Annotated in this window: 18 protein-coding genes and 1 tRNA gene; 9 read left to right on the top strand and 10 right to left on the bottom strand. The window is 71.7% G+C overall.

Translation table 11 applies throughout. The features are described from left to right. Positions 1–296: 296 nt before the first annotated feature. Complete coding sequence (locus E1211_RS20590) at positions 297–1,007, top strand: bifunctional 2-polyprenyl-6-hydroxyphenol methylase/3-demethylubiquinol 3-O-methyltransferase UbiG (protein ID WP_132350641.1); 711 nt, start codon at positions 297–299, stop codon at positions 1,005–1,007. A 78-nt stretch (positions 1,008–1,085) separates the two neighbouring features. Here the strand turns inward: E1211_RS20590 and E1211_RS20585 are convergent, their stop codons facing one another. Next, positions 1,086–1,625, bottom strand: coding sequence for a YbhB/YbcL family Raf kinase inhibitor-like protein (locus E1211_RS20585; RefSeq protein WP_132350640.1), 540 nt, complete (start codon positions 1,623–1,625; stop codon positions 1,086–1,088). Between the two features lie 142 nt (positions 1,626–1,767). Between E1211_RS20585 and E1211_RS32625 the strand changes: the two genes are divergently transcribed. The 3 genes from E1211_RS32625 (at position 1,768) to E1211_RS20575 (ending at position 4,044) form a co-directional block, all read left to right on the top strand. Next, complete coding sequence (locus E1211_RS32625; protein ID WP_165947305.1) at positions 1,768–1,926, top strand: hypothetical protein; 159 nt, start codon at positions 1,768–1,770, stop codon at positions 1,924–1,926. Positions 1,927–2,048: 122 nt separating this feature from the next. After that, the gene (locus E1211_RS20580) at positions 2,049–3,179 is read left to right on the top strand and encodes a hypothetical protein (RefSeq protein ID WP_132350639.1); all 1,131 of its coding nucleotides are present in this window, start codon (positions 2,049–2,051) and stop codon (positions 3,177–3,179) included. A 106-nt stretch (positions 3,180–3,285) separates the two neighbouring features. Next, a complete protein-coding gene (locus tag E1211_RS20575) occupies positions 3,286–4,044 on the top strand; it encodes a class I SAM-dependent methyltransferase (RefSeq protein ID WP_132350638.1) in 759 nt (252 codons plus the stop codon). A gap of 72 nt (positions 4,045–4,116) precedes the next feature. On the opposite strand, the gene E1211_RS20570 is transcribed toward E1211_RS20575, so the two are convergent. Together E1211_RS20570 and E1211_RS20565 are read right to left on the bottom strand one after the other, a co-directional pair. After that, entirely contained in the window at positions 4,117–4,650 is a 534-nt protein-coding gene (locus E1211_RS20570; RefSeq protein WP_165947304.1) for a GNAT family N-acetyltransferase, read from the bottom strand. 191 nt (positions 4,651–4,841) lie between these two features. Continuing rightward, positions 4,842–4,931: transfer RNA gene (locus tag E1211_RS20565), tRNA-Ser, on the bottom strand. A gap of 197 nt (positions 4,932–5,128) precedes the next feature. Between E1211_RS20565 and E1211_RS20560 the strand changes: the two genes are divergently transcribed. Continuing rightward, positions 5,129–6,103, top strand: coding sequence for an NAD(P)H-quinone oxidoreductase (locus E1211_RS20560; protein WP_132350636.1), 975 nt, complete (start codon positions 5,129–5,131; stop codon positions 6,101–6,103). Here the strand turns inward: E1211_RS20560 and soxR are convergent. Both soxR and E1211_RS20550 read right to left on the bottom strand, forming a co-directional pair. Next, positions 6,090–6,563 (bottom strand): redox-sensitive transcriptional activator SoxR, encoded by a 474-nt coding sequence (gene soxR / locus E1211_RS20555; protein WP_132350635.1) that lies wholly within the window; start codon positions 6,561–6,563, stop codon positions 6,090–6,092. The two genes, E1211_RS20560 and soxR, sit on opposite strands and share 14 nt — an antisense overlap. A 291-nt stretch (positions 6,564–6,854) precedes the next feature. Next, positions 6,855–7,559, bottom strand: a complete 705-nt coding sequence (locus E1211_RS20550) for a glycosyltransferase family 2 protein (RefSeq protein ID WP_132350634.1) — start codon at positions 7,557–7,559, stop codon at positions 6,855–6,857. 124 nt (positions 7,560–7,683) lie between these two features. Here E1211_RS20550 and E1211_RS20545 point away from each other — a divergent pair, with 124 nt between their 5' ends. Both E1211_RS20545 and E1211_RS20540 read left to right on the top strand, forming a co-directional pair. Beyond that, a complete protein-coding gene (locus E1211_RS20545; RefSeq protein ID WP_132350633.1) occupies positions 7,684–9,897 on the top strand; it encodes a glycosyltransferase family 39 protein in 2,214 nt (737 codons plus the stop codon). Between the two features lie 277 nt (positions 9,898–10,174). Further along, positions 10,175–11,773 (top strand): ricin-type beta-trefoil lectin domain protein, encoded by a 1,599-nt coding sequence (locus E1211_RS20540; RefSeq protein ID WP_132350632.1) that lies wholly within the window; start codon positions 10,175–10,177, stop codon positions 11,771–11,773. Between the two features lie 86 nt (positions 11,774–11,859). On the opposite strand, the gene E1211_RS20535 is transcribed toward E1211_RS20540, so the two are convergent. Both E1211_RS20535 and E1211_RS20530 read right to left on the bottom strand, forming a co-directional pair. Then, positions 11,860–12,372 carry a hypothetical protein gene (locus E1211_RS20535; RefSeq protein WP_132350631.1) on the bottom strand — a complete coding sequence of 171 codons (513 nt, stop codon included), beginning with the start codon at positions 12,370–12,372 and terminating at the stop codon, positions 11,860–11,862. A 220-nt stretch (positions 12,373–12,592) separates the two neighbouring features. Further along, positions 12,593–13,765, bottom strand: a complete 1,173-nt coding sequence (locus tag E1211_RS20530) for an acetyl-CoA C-acyltransferase (protein WP_132350630.1) — start codon at positions 13,763–13,765, stop codon at positions 12,593–12,595. Positions 13,766–13,934: 169 nt separating this feature from the next. On the opposite strand from E1211_RS20530, the gene E1211_RS20525 reads away from it, so the two are divergent. After that, positions 13,935–14,369 carry a PH domain-containing protein gene (locus tag E1211_RS20525; RefSeq protein WP_243709622.1) on the top strand — a complete coding sequence of 145 codons (435 nt, stop codon included), beginning with the start codon at positions 13,935–13,937 and terminating at the stop codon, positions 14,367–14,369. A 65-nt stretch (positions 14,370–14,434) separates the two neighbouring features. Here the strand turns inward: E1211_RS20525 and E1211_RS20520 are convergent, their stop codons facing one another. Further along, positions 14,435–15,349, bottom strand: a complete 915-nt coding sequence (locus E1211_RS20520) for a rhomboid family intramembrane serine protease (RefSeq protein WP_132350629.1) — start codon at positions 15,347–15,349, stop codon at positions 14,435–14,437. 55 nt (positions 15,350–15,404) lie between these two features. Beyond that, positions 15,405–15,935 carry a peptidylprolyl isomerase gene (locus E1211_RS20515; RefSeq protein WP_132350628.1) on the bottom strand — a complete coding sequence of 177 codons (531 nt, stop codon included), beginning with the start codon at positions 15,933–15,935 and terminating at the stop codon, positions 15,405–15,407. Between the two features lie 118 nt (positions 15,936–16,053). Here E1211_RS20515 and E1211_RS20510 point away from each other — a divergent pair, with 118 nt between their 5' ends. Then, the gene (locus tag E1211_RS20510; protein ID WP_132350627.1) at positions 16,054–16,806 is read left to right on the top strand and encodes a hypothetical protein; all 753 of its coding nucleotides are present in this window, start codon (positions 16,054–16,056) and stop codon (positions 16,804–16,806) included. Between the two features lie 141 nt (positions 16,807–16,947). Here E1211_RS20510 and corA read toward each other — a convergent pair whose 3' ends face one another. Next, entirely contained in the window at positions 16,948–18,093 is a 1,146-nt protein-coding gene (gene corA / locus E1211_RS20505; protein ID WP_371686179.1) for a magnesium/cobalt transporter CorA, read from the bottom strand. Positions 18,094–18,418: the final 325 nt, after the last annotated feature.

Genomic DNA, 18,418 nt, shown 5'->3' with positions numbered 1-18,418 from the left:
GCCCCGAGCGCTCCTCCCGCCCGCCGCCCGCTGACGCACCGGCCGCGATGCCGCCTTCGGGTTCGCCCGGATGAGGAGTAGTCATAACAATTCGGAGCGTAGTCAGCGTATGACGTGCACGTGACACGTTTCGGGGTACTGCCGTACTATGTGCCGGGTTCGCCGACCGCCGATCACGCGCCACCCCCCGACCGCATTTCGGCCATCAGGTTCCCCCGATTCTTCTGCCGTCCGCGCGGATGATTCACTCTGTCGGTCCAGGCGCGGGTCGAGTTCATACCGTGAGGAATCGACGCATGGCAGAAATCACTGGTGATCAGCGCGTCCAGTCCGAGGTGCTGGAGGGTCTCGCGACCGCGGTCAACCACCGCCGCTGGTTCGTCGAGCTGGCCGTGCCGTACCTGGGCGAGGATCCGATCGAGATCGGCAGCGGGCTGGGCGACTACGCGCTCGAGTGGGCCCAGCACACCCCCCGGTTCACCGCCACCGAGGCGGACCCGGACCGCCTGGTCCGGCTGAAGGAGCGCCTGGCCGACCAGCCGAACATCGACGTCCGGGAGATGCTGCTGCCGCACTCGGAGCGGGGGAACCACAGCGCGGCGGTCTCGTACAACGTGCTCGAACACATCGAGGACCACGTGCTCGCGCTGCGCAGCATGCGTGAGCTGGTCCGGCCCGGCGGCGCGGTCATCATCATCGTGCCGGCCTTCCAGTTCGCCATGAGCCCGGCGGACATCGCCACGGGCCACGTCCGCCGGTACACGAAGAAGACGCTCGCGGCGGCGATGACCGACGCCGGACTGACCGTAGAGAAGATCCACTACGCGAACGCGCTCGGCCTGCTCGGCTACTTCATGGCCACCAAGGTCTTCCGGCTGATGCCGAAGGAGGGCCCGATGGTCAAGATCTACGACACGCTCGTGCTCCCGGCGACGAAGGCCGCCGAACAGATGGCCCGCCCGCCGTTCGGGCAGTCCGTCTTCGCCGTGGCCCGCGTACCGGCCTGACCCCCGGCGTTCCCTCCCCGTGATCCCGTGACCGCGCGTCGCGTGGCCCGGTGGAATCACGGGGAGGGCGGGCTCAACTCACTTGCTCTGGTGCGTCGGGCGGATGACCGCCCGGGCCAGGGTGTGGAAGGCCAGGTTGAAGCCGACGTACGCCGGCGTGGCGTCCGGGGTCACGTCCAGCCGGTCGACGTCCAGGGCGTGCACCGCGAAGACGTACCGGTGCGGTCGGTCCCCGCTCGGCGGCGCGGCGCCGCCGTAGCCCTGCTCGCCGTAGTCGTTGCGGACCGCGAAGGCCCCGCCGAGGTCGGCACCCGCTCCGCCGCCGGCGCCCCGCGGTAGCTGGGTGACGCCGGCCGGCACGTTGACCAGCACCCAGTGCCAGAACCCGCTGCCCGTCGGGGCGTCGGGGTCGTAGCAGGTGACCGTGAAGCTCTTGGTGCCGGCCGGGAAGTCCGACCAGCTGAGCTGCGGGGAGAGGTTCTCACCGCCCAGGCTCGGATGCGCGTGCCGTACGTCCATCGGCTCGCCGTTCTGCACGTCGTCACTGGTCAGCGTGAACGACGGCACGGTGGGCAGCAGTTCGTACGGGTCCGGGGCGATCGGTCGTTCCAAGGTCATCGAGACGCGTCCTTCCGATGTGCGCGTGAACGTCCTGTGATCTTCTTACCCTGCCGCGTCGGAGCAATCGACCGGAAGCGGCAGGTGCGGACGCTCCGTTCGTCTCACTACCGTTGGTTCCAGACGTCCCGGGAGAGAACTCGTGACCAGCATGTGGCGTGACTTCTTCGCAGCGGTCGTGACCGCTCTCCGGCACCGGCCGGACGAGCGGGCGATCGCCGAGGAACGCCGTCGCGCCGTCGAGCGACTGGCCGAGGAGAAGATCCGGGAACAGCGCCGGGAGGATGGGGCGCAGGAGTGAGCCGGCGCGTCCAGGAACCTGCCGTCCCACGCCGCTGACCTCGATAAGGTCTGGATACGCGGTCGCGGTGACCCGGACCGGGTGGTCGAGCGCGCAGCCGACGATTGCGATGGACACCGAACATGACTCGGGCGGGTGGGGCGGACGATCCGGGCGCGACCCAGCACCCCGGCCCGCACCTGCCCGCACAGCCGGCGGGTAGCCAACCGACCCTCGGCCTGGCCGGGCTCACCTTCGTCGTACCGTTCTTCTTCCTGCTCGCCTCCGCGCTCGGCGGCGCGGAGCCGTCGTTGCTGGTTCTCGGGCCCCTGACCACCTTCGCCCTGCCGATGATCGCGACTGTCGCGTTCTGGTGGCAGGACTGGCCGGGCAGCCGGCTCCGGCCGGGCTGGTCGGGGATCACCGACACCGTCGTCATCGGCGTCGGCGCGGTGCTGTCGACAATCCTCGGCCAGGCCGTGACCAGCCGGGTCGACCTGCGCGGCATCTTCGACCCCGATCCCGGCCCGGGGCATCCGCCGACCTTCCCGGTGACCCTCGCGCTGGGCGCGGCGGCCTTCACGATCATCCTCCACCTGACGCTGGTCTGTGAGGGCCGGCCGATACGCCGGCTCGGCTGGTTCCGGGGCGGCGTCGTCGCGCTGCTCGGGTCGCTGGTGATCGCGGTGGTGGCGTACCTGCTCCTGGTGAACCTGGACGACGTACCGGCCCACGTGCGGCAGGCCGAGCGGCTGCGGAATCCGGGCGGCCCGGTGCCGGTCGCGACGTACAGCGCGGTGCTGCTCGTCCTCGGCGTCTGGCAGGTGCTGCTCTTCGTGGCCCTGCGCGGCTGGCCCTTCACCCGGATGCGCCGGCCGGGGCTGCGGCTCGCGGCCGGCAACGCGGCGGTGGTGATCGGCACCGCGGTCAGCTTCCCGCTGCTCTGGTGGGCGACCGGTGGCGACGTGGATCTGATCAACGCCATCGCCGGCACGGTGATCGCCGCGGCGCTGCTGGTCTCGATGCTCTTCGACGGCTGGCCGGCGGCGCGAGCGGGCACCGGCGTCCGGCAGCTCTCCGTCCTGCCGGTGGTCGGCCTCGTCGCCGCGGTGCTGTACCTGGCGCTGTCCGCGTACGCGGCCGGGATCGACTGGACCCGGACCACCGCCGACGGGTGGGTGGCGCTCGCCGCGCTGAACTACCTCGCGCTCGGGGTCGTGGTGCACGTCGCCGTCTGGCGGCGCTGGCCGGTCCTGGTCTCCACCGCCCGATAGCGCGCACTGCCCCTTGTGGGGTGACGCGACGGCAAATATCGTGCCGATGTATCGCATTGATATATCGGGACGACGTCATGTCGCCCGGCTCACGCGGGAGGTGCGGATGAGGTCGATCGACTACGACACGGAGCAGTACCAGGACTACGCCCGCGGCCGGGCGCTCAACGAGGAGCAGCTACGGGTGTGGATCGACGCCTTCGCGGCGGTGCTGCCCGCACGGCGCCCGCTGGCCGGGCTGGACGTCGGCTCCGGCACCGGCCGGTTCACCCCCGCGCTGGCCGAAGCGTTCGGCCAGGTCACCGGCGTCGAGCCGGCGGTACGCATGCGCGAGATCGCGCAGGCGCACTCCACGCACCCCCGAGTGCGGTACCTGGCCGGTTCCGCCGAGGACCTGCCGGTGCCCTCCGGCAGCGCCGACTACGCGCTCATGTTTCTGTCCTGGCACCACGTGCAGGACAAGCCCCGGGCGGCCCGGGAGCTGACCCGGGTGCTCAGGCCCGGCGGGCGGCTGCTGTTGCGCGGCAACTTCAGCGACCACCACCCCCGGCCCTGGTGGCTGGAGCACTTCCCGCGCGGCTACGAGGTGGACGCGGCGCTCTTCCAGCCGCTGCACGAGGTCATCGAGATGTTCACGTCGATCGGCTGGCGGGTCGCCGGTTTCGGCACGGTCACCGAGCCCTCCGTGGGCACGTACGGCGACATGCTCGCGCGGCTGCGCCTGCGTACCCTCTCGTTCTTCGGGCAGCTCGGCCCCGACGACCTGGAGGCCGGCTTCCGTCGGCTGGAGGAGGCCGTCGCCGCGAACCCCGACGCCCCGGCGCCCGTCTTCGCCGAGCCGCTGCTCACGCTCGAACGAGCCTGACCGCACCCCTCCTGACCGCCGTTCGCGCTGGTGAAGAGACGCAGCTCGGCACAGGTAGGGGCGCACAGCCGTTCAGGGCTTGGCTCCTCGTTGTCCGCCCCCGGCGGGCCGGGTCATGCGGATGTTCGGCAGCCTGTCCCGCCACAGGTGCCGCTCGCCGGTGTCTTCGAAGCCGTAGTGCTTGTAGAAGCTGATGGCTCGCTCGTTGTACGCGGTGACCCACAGGCTGATGAGTTCGTCGTCGGCCCAGGCAAGAAATGCCGCCATCAACTGACGTCCGATGCCTCGGCCCTGTGCCTCTTGCCGCATGTACATCGGCCCGAGACTGACCGATTCGGCCCGCTGCCCGCACAGGAGGCCGACGATCTCGCCCCCGTTGCGCACGACACGACAGAAGCGCCGACCGGGCTGGCGCTCGACCTCCTCGATGAACCCCTGCCACTGAGCAATGCCCTCACTGGTGACTACGTCGCCGCGATGTGCCCGGATCCATGCCTCGCTGATCCCGGCGTCCTGATCGGGGTAGGTCTCCAGCCAGGCCGCCAGGATCGTGCGGGCCAGGGCTGGGGCGTCCTCAGCCCTGGCGCTGTCGATCAGGAGGTCCACCTGTGCATTGTTCAGCCTGGTCCTTGCCCAAGCCGGGACCGGTAGGGGGGCCGGATACCGCCGACACGTAAACGACACGACCAGTGAGATCCACCGGCCCCAAGGGAGACGAAGTAAGACCGCTCACTACTGACGAACACACCCCCTGACCGGCGTTCGCGCTGGTCAGGGAGCGTTTTTACTGTTCGGGGTGGCGGAGGGTGTGGGATTCGAACCCACGAAGAGGTTGCCCCCTTACCGGTTTTCAAGACCAGCGCCATCGGCCACTAGGCGAACCCTCCTGAGCCGCGAACCAGAGGTGCGCGGCCGTGCCTAGTCTGCCATGACGGCCGCCCGGAACGACCGAGGGCCGCAGCGCCGCCAGGCCCTCCCGCTCCCCGCCGGACGGCTACCGTCGAGCCGGGGTGCGTGCGCGATGCCGAGGTCGGGACTTCCGGCCGGCGCGTGGAGGGCGGGGCGGATCGGGTAAGACTGGGCCATGCACGCGATCATCGTTCCGGAACCCGGCGGCCCCGAAGCACTCGTCTGGGCCGAGGTGCCCGATCCCGTGCCCGGCCCTCGCGAGGTGGTGGTGGACGTACGGGCCAGCGCGGTGAACCGGGCCGACCTGCTGCAACGGCAGGGGCACTACCCTCCGCCGCCGGGCGCGCCCGCGTACCCCGGGTTGGAGTGCTCGGGCGTGATCAGCGCCGTCGGGTCCGACGTGACCGACTGGGAGGTCGGCCAGGAGGTCTGCGCGCTGCTGGCCGGCGGCGGGTACGCCGAGCGGGTGGCGGTGCCCGCCGGGCAGCTGCTGCCGGTGCCGGTCGGCGTCGATCTCGTCGACGCCGCCGCGCTGCCCGAGGTGGCCTGCACGGTCTGGTCGAACGTGGTGCAGCTCGCGGAGCTGCGCTCCGGGGAGACGCTGCTCGTGCACGGTGGCGGCAGCGGCATCGGCACCTTCGCCATCCAGCTCGGCGCGGCCCTCGACGCCACCGTGCTGGTGACCGCGCGCGCCGCCAAGCACGACCGGCTGCGGGAGCTGGGCGCCGCGCACGCGATCGACTACCCGGAGCAGGACTTCGTCGAGGAGGTTCGGCGCTTCACCGACGGTCGGGGCGCGGACGTCATCCTCGACATCGTGGGCGGCGGCTACCTGGCGCGGAACGTGGCGGCGCTCGCCACCGGCGGGCGGCTGGCGGTGATCGGTCTTCAGGGCGGTCGCAAGGCCGAGCTGGATCTCGGTGCGTTGATGACCAAGCGGGCCACGATCACGGCGACCACCCTGCGGTCGCGGCCGGTGGCGGAGAAGACGACGATCGTCTGGGGCGTACGGGACGAGGTGTGGCCGCTGGTCGAGTCGGGCCGGATCCGGCCGATCGTCGAGCGCCGCATGCCGATGGCGGCCGCCGCCGACGCGCACCGGCTGGTGGAGGGCGACCACTTCGGCAAGGTGCTGCTCACGACGTCCTGACGTCGACCTCCGGCTCCGATTCGGTGCGGGGCAGCACCAGACGGGCGCCCGGCCCCTCACCGGCGAGCGAGTCGCCCGGGTTGTAGAGGGCGCAGCGCTGCAACGACAGGCAGCCGCAGCCGATGCAGCTGTCCAGGTCGTCGCGGAGCTTGGTCATCAGCCGGATCCGCTCGTTCAGCCGCTCGCGCCAGACGCTGGAGAGCCGCGCCCAGTCCGAGGCGGTCGGCGTACGGGAGGCGGGGAGCGAGTCGAGGGCCGCGCGGATCTCGTCGAGCGAGATGCCGACCTGCTGGGAGATCCGGATGAAGGCCACCCGGCGCAGCGCGGAGCGGGCGTACCGGCGTTGGTTGCCGCCGGTCCGCTCGGCGTGGATCAGACCGAGCCGTTCGTAGAAGCGCAGCGCGGACGGGGCCACGCCGCTGCGGGTGGAGAGCTGGCCGATGGTGAGGGACTCGTGCATGTCGTCGCCTTGAGTTGAAGCGTGATTTAACTTCAAGGCTACTGACACGGCCCGCACCACCGCCACCAGCAGCCAGCCGCGGCGACGGGAAGAAGAGCGGGCCACGCACGGCCGGACAGTGCGGCGACCCGGCCGGAGGACCGGCACCAGCGAGAACGGACGCGGCAACGACACCGAGCCGAGGACCGGCACCGGTGGCGCGGCCCGGACAAGGCCGGCCGGGCGGTCAGGGAGTTCCTGGCGTCGGCACCGCCGGACCGGGCAGCGCCTCTCGTCGAAGGAGCCGCGCGGTCAGCGGGACGCCGGAGTGGGACGGCGGCGGGTGCGCTCGCGGCCGAGGATCCAGATGGCCTCGACGCCGTCCTTCCAGGTGATCTTCTTGCCCTCTTCCCGCCCACGGGCCCGGTAGCTGATCGGCACCTCGTACGGGCGGATGCGGCGGCGCAGCAGCTTGCCGGTCACCTCGGCCTCCATCCCGAAGCCACGGGAGCGGACGTCGAGCGAGCGGTAGAGCGACACCGGCATCAGCTTGAAGCACGTCTCCAGGTCGCCGATGTAGGAGTTGAAGAGCAGGTTGGCCGCCATGGTGACGCCCTTGTTGCCCATCACGTACCAGAAGCTGTAGGCGCTGTGGCTGCCGAAGGTGCGGTTGCCGTAGACCACGGTGGCCCGGCCGTCGAGCACCGGATCGAGCAGTTTGGGGATGTCCTGCGGGTCGTACTCCAGGTCGGCGTCGAGGATGACCATGTATTCACCCTCGGCGTTGTCGACGGCCGTCTTGATGGCCGCGCCCTTGCCGGCGTTGCGCTGGTGGGTGATGACCCGGAGGCGCTGGTCGTCGGCGCGGTCGAGCACCTCGGCGGTGCCGTCACGGCTACCGTCGTCGACCACGACCAGCTCGATCTCGCACGGGTAGTCGACCGCGAGTGCCTGCTTGAGGGCATCCGCGATGCGATCTTCCTCGTTGTATACGGGCATGAGGATCGAGAGCTTCACGGAAATCTCCACGGTACGGACGGCCTGTCGGGCCTAGCGTAGCCTGGATGGTCAGCGCAGTGGTGGCCTGTACCGTCGGGCGTCCGGCGTGGCGCGGCCGTCCGGATGGTGTTTACTTCCCGCCATGTCGGCAGCTGGCTCCCTGCTCACGGTGGCGCCTGTCGCCGCGCTGCTCCTGCTCGTCCGCGCCATCAGACCGCACGGCGCCGTGACCGCACCACTACGACTCGCGGTCGTCCGGGCGGCGCTGGTGACCGGGAGCTTCGCGGTGCTCACGGTCGAGGTGCTCGGTGCGCTGCGCGCGTTGACGCCTACCGCGTTCGCCCTCAGCTGGCTGCTCTTCCTCGCCACCACCGCGCTGGCGGCGCTGGTTCGTCGCCGCAGGGACGCCGCGCGGAGCGGAGCGACACGCGCCGCCGCCCCGCAGCAGGCACTGGTCGGCGCGTCCACCGCGCCGGCGGCCCTCGACGTCACCTCTGGCGGCACCACGCCCCCGGCGACCGGCACCCCCGGGCGCGGGCCGGAGCGGGAGGGCCTGCGGACGCGACTCGCCCGGCACTGGCGTACGGCGAGCCGCGGCGAGCGGCTGCTCGCCGGCACGGTGGGCGGGCTGCTCCTGGTCGAGCTGGTCGTCGCGCTCCTCGCCGAACCGAACAACTTCGACTCGCAGACGTACCACCTGCCCAAGGTGGAGCACTGGGTGCTCCAGGGTGGCCTCGAGTTCTGGCCCACCGCGATCCACCGGCAGGTGACCATCCCGCCCGGCGCGGAGTACCTGCTGCTGCACCTGCGCCTGCTCACCGGCGGCGACCGGCTCCACAACCTGGTGCAGTGGGGGGCCGGCGTGCTCTGCCTGCTGGCGGCCGCCCGGATCGCCGCTCAACTGGGTGGCGGGCGGCGGGCCCAGCTGCTCACCGCGTTCACGTTGGCCACCACGCCGATGGTGGTGTTGCAGGCGACCAGCACCCAGACCGACCTGGTGGTCGCCGCCTGGGTGGCCTGCGCGGCGACCCTGGCGCTGGACGGGCTGCACCGGCGTACCGGGCTGGGCACGCTGCTCGGGCTCGGTGCGGCCACCGGCCTCACCGCCGTGACGAAGACGAGCGGCCTCATCGGGGTGGGCCCGCTGCTGGTGCTCTGGGGGCTGGCCCAGCTCCGGCTGGCCCGCCCGGAGACGCCGCAGCTCACGGGCTCCAAAGGCGAGGACGGCGGTGGCGCGCCGACCGGCGGGACGGGCGGCGCCGCCGCCCGTCCCGTCCCGGTCGCCCGGACCGTCGGCGCCTCGCTGCTGATCATGCTGGTCGCGGCCACGGTGGTCGGGCCGTTTCTGGCCCGGGTCACTGTGGAGTTCGGACACCCGCTCGGGCCGCCCCGGCTGCGCGAATCGATCCCGATGGAGCGGCACGACCCCGCCTCGATCCTGGTCAACGTGCTGCGGATCGGGCACACCGCACTCGACACTCCGCTCGCGCCGCTGCGCGACGCCGCCGCCACGGCGATCGTCGACGGGGCCGAGGCCATCGGCGTCGACCCGCAGGACCGGGAGATCACGTTCGGCCGGGAGATCTTCCCCGAGCCGGCCTGGTACCCGGACGAGGACCGGGTGGCGTTCCCGCTCGCCGCATCGCTGGCGCTGCTCGGGGCGGTCTTCGCGCTGGCCCGGCCGGGGCGGATCAGCCCGACCCGCACCGGGTCGCTGCGGGCGTACGCGGTGGTGGTGGTGACCACCGTGCTGCTGCACACCGCCATGATCAAGTGGCAGCCGTGGGGTAACCGGCTGCTGCTCTACGCCCTGGTGATGGCCGCGCCGCTGGCCGGTGTCTGGCTGGACGCCGTGTTCCGCCGGCGCACCGCCGCCGCGGGTGCCCGGCCGCGCAGGTCGATCGCCGTCCTGGCGGCGGTGGCCGTGCTGGCCACCTCCGCGCTGGCCGGGGTGCTCGCCGTGTCGTACGGCTTCCCGCGCCGGCTGGTCGGCTCGGGTTCGGTCTTCACCACAGCCGAGTGGGACACCCGGTTCCTGCGCCGGCCCCAGTGGACGGACGAGTTCCGCTGGGCGGCCGAGGCGGTACGCGCCAGCGGAGCCCGCCGGATCGGTCTGGTCGAGCAGAACGACAACTGGGAGTACCCCTGGTGGCTGCTGCTGCGCGACGCGGACGGACGGCCGCCCGAGCTGGTGGCCCTCCAGTCGGTGCTCCCCGAGCGGCCACCGGCCGAGCCGTCCTCGGTGGATGCCATCGTCTGCACCGGCCCCCGGACGGCGTGCACCCGCCTCGTGCCGGCCGGATGGCAGGTCGAGTACCGCGGCTACGTCGGGTACGCGCTGCCGCCCGGCCGCTGACCGTCGCCGTCCGACCGGGCGGCGGCGTCCGACCGCCCGGCCGCTGACTGTCGCCGTCCGACCGGACGGCGGCGTCCGACCGGGGGACGTCGTCCGGGTGGCGGTGTCCGAGCGGCACCGGCGGCGCGACCTCCTGCGCGCAGGTCCGGATCGCCCCGAAGGGTGCGGTTCGGCACTCCGCGCAAGGATCACGAGACGCATTCACATGGCCGCCCTCGCACGTTACTTTCTGGTAACTCAATCGACGCCTGACGATTGAGTGGAAAGGAGTGCGTCGATGCCTGCCACCTCCGCCAGGCGCGAACGGACCAGGAGACGGCGCGTCCTGGCCGCCGCCGTCGCCGCCGCTCTCGCCCTGCCGATGTTCACCGGGTCGGCGACCCCCGCCGCCGCGGCCGACCGACCGACCATCCAGCCGCTCCCGGCCGACCTCGAAGCCGTCCGTGCCGCCGAGGCGACCGCCCTCTACGGCAGCCCGGCGATCCGCCCGATCGAGCAGCGCCGCACGTCGCTGATCACCATGGGGGACAGCGAGATCTCCGGTGAGGGCGTGGGCAACTACGTCCCCGGCACCCACGAACCCGGCAACTGGTGCGACCGCTCGTACGACCAGGCGATCTTCCGCACCGGCATCCCGGCCGACGAGCGTTACAACATCGCCTGCTCGGGCGCGACCCCGTGGAACCTCGTCGCCGGTGGGCCGACGCAGCACAACGAGTTGAACCAGGGCGACCACCTCGCGATCAAGGCACGCAACACGCACGTACGCCTGATCTGGGTGGTCGTCGGCGCCAACGGTGACGGCACCATCCAGTTCGGGCCGGTCGCCACCGACTGCGCCATCAGGCGCGTCTTCTTCCAGGGCCCGTGCTACCCCACCTACACCGATCAGTGGACGGTCCGTACGGACGGCAGCCGCCAGGCGGTCGAGGAGGCGCTCATCGACATCCGGAACACCATGACCGGGGCCGGCTACCTCTCCACCGACTACGAACTGGTGCTCATGTCGTATCCCAGCCCGGCCAGCCCCGACGTCGAGGACAACCCGGACTTCCCCGGCTGGTACGCGGGTGGCTGCCTGCTCTACCTGGCGGACGCGGCGTTCGCCCGCAACAAGGCGGTGCCGCTGTTCGAGTCGGCACTGCGCGCGGCGGCGGCGAACACCGGCACCCGTTACCTGGACGCGAGCCGCCTCTTCCACGGCCACGAGGTCTGCACCGACAGCACCTCGGTCCGCGGCCTCTACATCGAGTTGGGTATCTGGGACGAGAACGCGGCCCGCCAGTCGTTCCACCCGAACTACCGTGGGCACGGCATGTTCGCGCAGTGCATCACCCAGTTCTGGAACTCCGGCCAGCAGCAGGCGACCTGCGTCGACCCGGCCAGCACCGGCACCGGCGTACTGCACAGCGGGCTCTTCGAGTTCAAGCAGCTCCGCAACGTCGCCACCGGCACCTGCGTGGACAGCAGGGGGTACGACTCACGCAACGGCACGCACCAGCAGTCGTACGCCTGCCACGGCGGGCGTAACCAGGGCCTCTGGTACGACCCGACCCGGCAGTCGCTGCACTCGGAGCTCTCCCACGACCGGTGCCTCGACGTCGCCAACGGGTCGCTGACCGCCGGCACGGCGGTGAACCTCTACGACTGCCACGCCGGCGCGAACCAGAAGTTCGTCTTCGCCGGCAACCAGCTCAAGCCGGCCGGCGACACCAGCCTCTGCCTGGCCTTCGACAATCCGCTGCTGGGCACGCCCCGGCTGCGGCTCGCCACCTGCTCGACGAGCAACCGGCAGCGGTGGTCCTTCGAGTCGCGTGCCTTCGCCGACCCGGTCGGCTACGGCCACGACGACTTCATCGGCTCACGGGTCTACTGACCCGGTGACGGCCGGGCCCCCGGTAATGGCACGACCGGGGGCCCGCACCGTCGCGGGCGACCATTGAGCGCCGCCGGCCGAACCGGTCAGCGGACGGTCGCCGGGCGGAGGGTGGCCGGCATCGCGCTGGCCGGCGGCTCACCGATGGTGGCGACGATTCGCTCCTGCGCCGGCCGGAGGCGGGTGCGGAAGGCGTGGTTGAGCAGCGTGTCGAGCTGCCACATTTGCTTCGGCTGGCCGGTGCGGATCAGGAAGTGCTCGCGCACACCGTCGATCGCGGTCGCGGCCAGCTCGATCGAGTGGGTCCGCGGGTCGGGGCTCCACGTGACGTTGCTCAGCTCGCGCAGCTCGGTGTTGAGGTGCAGGCGGAGCCGGTGCAGCACCCGGGTCTGCTGGGTGACCACGAGTCGCCGGTGCGTGAGCAGGAGAAGGTACTCGCCGCCGGCGGGCCGTTCGGGACGGCTGCAGCGGGTCACCAGGATGGTGGCGTCGCCCGAGCCGACGCAGCGGCGGAAGACGGGCATGTGCCGGCTGACGGTCTGCATCGCCAGGCCGGCCTCGGCGGCGGCCGGAAGGAACGTTCGGGAGAAGACGTCCATGTCCTGCCCAACGACACCCGATCGGGAGTGACGTGGGTCACGCAGAAATTGTGCAAGTTCCACGCCTCGCCGTCGCACCACGTGTCCGACATCGGACGCCACCCGGCTCTGCGCCCAATCGCTCCCCGGCCGGTCCACCTCACGGCGGACCCGGCCGGCGCGATCAGATGATCGGGAGGGTGAACGCCCGACAGGAGGGGATCCCGTGGGAGTCGGCTCGTCAGAGCAGCTCGACGATGGTGGCGTTGGCCATCCCGCCGCCCTCGCACATCGTCTGCAACCCGTAGCGGATCCCGTTGTCCCGCATGTGCTGGAGCATGCCGGTCATGATCCGGGCGCCGGAGGCGCCGAGCGGGTGCCCGAGCGCGATCGCGCCACCCCGCGGGTTGAGCCGCTCCGGGTCCGCCTCGGTCTCGGCCAGCCAGGCCAGCGGCACCGGGGCGAACGCCTCGTTCACCTCGTACACCCCGATCTCCTCGATGCCCAGCCCCGCGCGGCGCAGCGCCTTCGCGGTCGCCGGGATGGGCGCGGTGAGCATGGTGACCGGGTCGTCGGCGGCGGCCACCGCGGTGTGGATCCGGGCCAGCGGGCGGAGCCCGTGGCGGCTGGCCCACTCGCTCGTGGTGACCGCGAGCGCGGCCGCGCCGTCGGAGATCTGGGAGGCGGACCCGGCGGTGACCACACCGTCGGGCCGGAACGGGGTGGCCAGCTCGGCCAGCTTCTCCAGCGAGGTGTCGCGGCGGATGCCCTCGTCGGCGGCGAACTTGCCGCCGTCGGCGAGCGCGACCGGGGCGAGCTCGGGGTCGAACGCGCCCGCGTCCTGCGCGGCCGCCGCCTTCTCGTGGCTGGCGAGCGCGAACTCGTCGAGCTGGGTGCGGGAGAAGCGCCACCGCTGCGCCATCAGCTCGGCGCCGACGCCCTGGTTGAACGGGAGCGGGGCGTCCTCGGCGAAGCCCTCGACGCCGCGGTAGCGGTCGCGGATCGTGTCGCTGAACGGCATCCCACCGGCCACGCTGGAGCCCATCGGCACCCGGGTCATCGACTCGACCCCGCCGGCGACCACGAGGTCGGCCTGCCCGGAGAGCACGGTGGCCGCGGCGAAGTGCACGGCCTGCTGGCTGGAGCCGCACTGCCGGTCCAGAGTGGTGCCCGGGACGGTCTCGGGCCAGCCGGCGGCGAGGACGCCGTTGCGGGCGATGTTCCAGGACTGCTCACCCACCTGGGACACACAGCCCCAGAAGACGTCGTCGACCAGCGCGGGGTCGACGCCGGTGCGCTCGGCCAGGGCACGCAGCACGTGGGCCGACAGGTCGACCGGGTGCACGCCCGCGAGACTGCCCTTGCGTCGACCGACTGGGGTACGTACCGCGCCGACGATGACCGCGTCACTCATGACTACTCCCCGGTAACTTGGGCTGCCCCGATCCTACGTCCTCCACCACCCCGGCGTCCCGGGCCGAGTCGTCCGATCTCGCCGACGCCGACTCGCCCGGGCGCGCCTACGTCGCGAAGGGCACAGCAGACGATGCCCCCGACCCGGGGCCCGCTGGCATGCTGAACGGGTGGAGGAGACTTTCCCGGTACGACGGTGGCGGGTGCCCGCGAGTCTGCCTGCCGCCAAACTCGCTGGCGCGGTCCTGCTCATGTCGATCGGTCTGCTCTTCGCCGACGGCGATCCGGTACGCCTCGCGCTGGCCGGGCTCGTCTCCGCCGTACTGCTGGGGTGGGCCGCCCGCGACGTCGTCGCGCCGGTGCGGCTGGCGGTGGACGCCGCGGGACTCACCGTCGTCCACGGCTTCGCGAGCCGCCGTCAGCTGCCGTGGGCGTCGATCGAGGCGATCAGCGTGGACCGGCGACCCCGGCTGGGCCTGACCACCGAGATCCTGGAGATTGACGCCGGGGAGGCGCTGCACCTCTTCGGCCGGTACGACCTCGGCGACTCGCCTGGTGAGGTGGCCCGGGTGCTGTACACGGCCCGTACGGCCGCCGGCGCGTGACCCCCACGCGGCCCGCGCGGTCACACAGGCCGCGATGAGCCGGGCACCCGGCGCGGATCTGCTGGTCAGCCGGCCAGGAGTTGGGCGCTGCGGATCAGGACCAGGCCGGTCAGCGCCAGCACGATGATCGCGCTGCCGACGACCTGGACGAGGGTCCGACGCCCGCGCGGGGCGTACGCCAGGACCAGCCCCATCAAGGCGCCGGTCACCAGGCCGCCGAGGTGCCCGGCGATGGAGATACCCGGCACGGCGAAGGTGAAGACCAGGTTGACCACGAGCACCGGCAGGATCGCGGAGGTGTCCCGGCCGAGCCGGCGCATGATCACGAAGATCCCCGCGAAGAGCCCGAAGATCGCCGTCGACGCCCCGGCGGTGGCCGAGTTCTGGGCGCTGAACAGGTAGGCGGCGACGTTCCCGCCGAACCCGGCGATCAGGTAGAGCGCCAGGAAACGCAACGGGCCGAGGTTGGCCTCCAGCGAGCGGCCCAGCACCCAGAGCGCCCACATGTTCAGCAGCAGGTGGAGCAGCCCGTAGTGCAGGAACATCGCGGTGATGAGCCGGTACCATTCGCCGTCGGCGATGCCACCCAGGGTCCCGTCGGGAAAGACGGCCAGGCCCAGCACCGCGCCCCAGTCGGTGAGCGGCGTGTTGCCGCCGAGCAGCCCGGCGAAGCCGGAACCCCCCACCGCCGCGTCGCCGCCCCGGTCGGAGGCGATGGAGAGGAGCATCAGCAACACGTTGACCGCGATCAACGCCTTCGTGACGTAGCCGTGCCGGCCGGCGGCACCGCCGCCGAAGGCGGTACGCGCCGGCCGGACGCTACGACGCCCCTCACTGATGCACTCCGGGCACTGGTGCCCGACCGACGCCTCGCGCATGCAGTCCGGGCAGATCGGCCGATCGCATCGGGTGCAGCGGACATACGTCTCCCGGCCGGGGTGCCGGTAGCAGACCGGGGTGGTCGGCGGCGACTCGCTCACCGTGGCCACCCTCCGGAGCGCTCAGTCATGCGAGCAAAGGTACCTCGCGCGCGCCTCAGGCGGCGGAGCGCTCGATCTCGACCCGCTCGATGACGACGTCCTGGAGCGGACGGTCGCTCGGGCCGGTCGGGGTGTTGGCGATCGAGTCGACGACCTTCGCCGACTGCTCGTCCGCCACCTGACCGAAGATGGTGTGCCGGTTGTTCAGGTGCGGGGTCGGGCCGACGGTGATGAAGAACTGCGAACCGTTGGTGCCCGGCCCGGCGTTCGCCATCGCGAGCAGGTAGGGCCGGTCGAAGCGCAGCTCCGGGTGGAACTCGTCGGCGAACTTGTAACCCGGGCCGCCACGGCCGGTGCCGGTCGGGTCACCCATCTGGATCATGAAACCGGAGATGACGCGGTGCGAGATGGTGCCGTCGTAGTACGGCCCCTTGCCGGGCTGACCGGTGCGGGGGTCGACGTACTCGCGCGTCCCCTCGGCCAGCTCCACGAAGTTGCGGACGGTCTTCGGCGCGTGGTTCGAGAAGAGCTCCAGCCGGATCGGGCCGGCGTTGGTGTGCAAGGTGGCGTAGATGGCCTCGGCCACGGGTACTCCTCACTCGTTGGTCAGTTCCATGCGGATCCTCCCATGTGCCCGATCTGGCATCGCGGAGGCATCCGAAGGTGGAGGATGACGAAGGAACAAACTCCCAGGAGGTGGGACCGTGTTTGGAGTGGGACGACGCAAGTCCCAGGGGCAGCTGGCAAAGGCCGAGTTGAATCAGGGCATCGGTCACCTGTTGCAGGCAGCCACGTACGCCGCGAGGGGCGCCGGCGCGACGGTCGGTCCGCGCGTCCAGGCCGCGCGGGACCACGTCGGACCGGCGGCGACGATGCTGCGTGATCGCGCCGCGACCGGCTGGGACACGACCCTCACCTCGCTCGCCCCGCTCGCCGCGGCCGCCCGCGATGGTGCCGCGCAGGCGGGTTCGATGACCAGGAAGGCGAAGTCGAGGAACATGCGGATCAGCGGGAAGAAGAAGCAGCCGCGCCGTCGCCGGATGATGACCGGCCTGCTGGCTGCGGGTGCGATCGCCGGCGTGGCCGGGATGATGGCGGTACGGCGTCGGCGGGAGCAGCAGGAGTGGGCCGAGTACGACCCGACCCGCACCCTGGAGCCGATGCACGACGAGATGGACACGATCGAGGTGCGGACCCGGTCGACGCCCGCCGGCGCGAAGATGGCCGAGGCGTCCACGCCGCGGACGTCGGGTGTCGCCGGTGGCCCGACGGGAGCCGGCAGTTCGGCGGTGGCCGGCGGCGACAGCGCCACCACCATCCCGCCCGGCGGCACGTCGAAGATCCAGCCGACCGACAAGGTCCCGTCGGTGGCCGAGGGTGCCACGGACGTCTCCGGCCGACCGGCCGACGACGTGAGCAGGGCGACGAGCAAGGCCCGCACCAACGGGCGCCGCTGACTATCGGTCAGCGCGGACAGCGCCGGCACGGCGGGAACCGAACCCCGCACCGCCGGCGCTTCCGCGTGTCCGCCGCCGGGCCGGGCCCGGGTCGCCGGCCCCGCCGCTCCCCCGGACCGAGCCGACCGCCGCGGGCGGGCGTCAGAGCCAGCCGTTGCGGCGGAACCAGCGGTACAGCATCCACGAGCAGGCCAGCATCAGCGCCCAGATGACCGGGTAGCCGTACTTCCAGTCCAGCTCCGGCATGTAGGTGAAGTTCATGCCGTAGATGCCGGCGATGGCCGTCCAGACCGCGGCGATCGCCGCCCAGGCCGCGATCTTGCGCATGTCGTTGTTCTGGTCGACGGTGACCTGGGCGAGCCGCGCCTGGAGGATCGAGTTCAGCAGGTCGTCGTACGAGTTCACCTGCTCGACGGTGCGGCTGAGGTGGTCCTGCACGTCCCGGAAGTAGCGCCGGATCTCCTTCGGCACCTCCCGGTTGACCTGCGAGGTCAGCGTCAGCAGCGGGCGTTGCAGCGGCACCACGGCCCGCTTGAACTCCACCAGCTCCCGCTTCATCTGGTAGATCCGCTGGATCCGTCCGCTGCCGTCGCGGTCGAAAACCTGGGCCTCCAGGGTGTCGAGATCGTCCTCGATCTTGTCGGCGACCTCCAGGTACAGGTCGACCACCCGGTCCGTGATCGAGTACGCGACCGCCCACGGCCCGTGCAGCAGCAACTCCTGCTTGGTCTCCAGGTCGGCCCGGATCGGCGAGAGCCGGCCGGCGTCCCCGTGCCGGACGCTGATCAGGAAGTTCGGGCCGATGAAGAGCATCACCTGCCCGGTCTCCACGACCTCGGAGTGCTCGGTCAGCTCGGCGTGCTCGCAGTAGCGGGCGGTACGCAGCACCAGGAAGCTGACGTCGCCGAACCGCTCCAGCTTGGGGCGCTGCGCGGCCTTGACCGCATCCTCCACGGCGAGCTCGTGCAGCCCGTACGTGGCCGCGATGGCGCTCATCTGCTCCAGCCCGGGCTGGTGCAGTCCGAGCCAGACGAAGCCCTGCTGCGCACGGGCGGCGGCCAGGGCGTCGGCGTAGTTCCAGTCGCCCGGCTGCCGTTTCCCGTCGACATAGAGCGCGCAGTCGACGATCGCGTCGTGCCCCGACTGGGCCGGCTGCGGGAGACGCTGCGCGCCGTCGGTGCTGAGGATGCGGGTCATCGCTCGTACCGGCGCCGTCCAGGATCGCGGCATCGGCAGCCGGCCGCCGTGCTGCGGGCTCATCCGGCCCCGCGGCTCCCGACCTGTCATCGCATCGCACCCCCTCCGCACGAGAAGCCGCGCATTCGTGGCGACGGCTCCGCACCGCACGGCCCAGAGACTGTCGGGAGACCCCGGGGCGGGCGAGGCGAGTCCAGGCAGCGATCCGGCAAGGCGGGAACGGTCCGGATCCCGGTCGGTGTCGTATCCGGACCGATCTCCCCACGCCGCCGGTCGTCGGCTGGGCCCGCCGCAGCCGCCGCAGGGTTTCCCGACAGTCTCCCGGGCCGGATTGCAGGGTACGCCGAAGCGCGCCGTCACGGCCTGTGACGAAGGAGCCGGGGGCGGTGCCGGGCGGGCCGGGTCGCATCAGGGG

This window comes from Micromonospora sp. 15K316 (assembly GCF_004348525.1).
GTDB lineage: Bacteria > Actinomycetota > Actinomycetes > Mycobacteriales > Micromonosporaceae > Micromonospora.
Note: the sequence above shows the minus strand (reverse complement) of the source record. Positions and strands in the feature narration are given on the sequence as shown.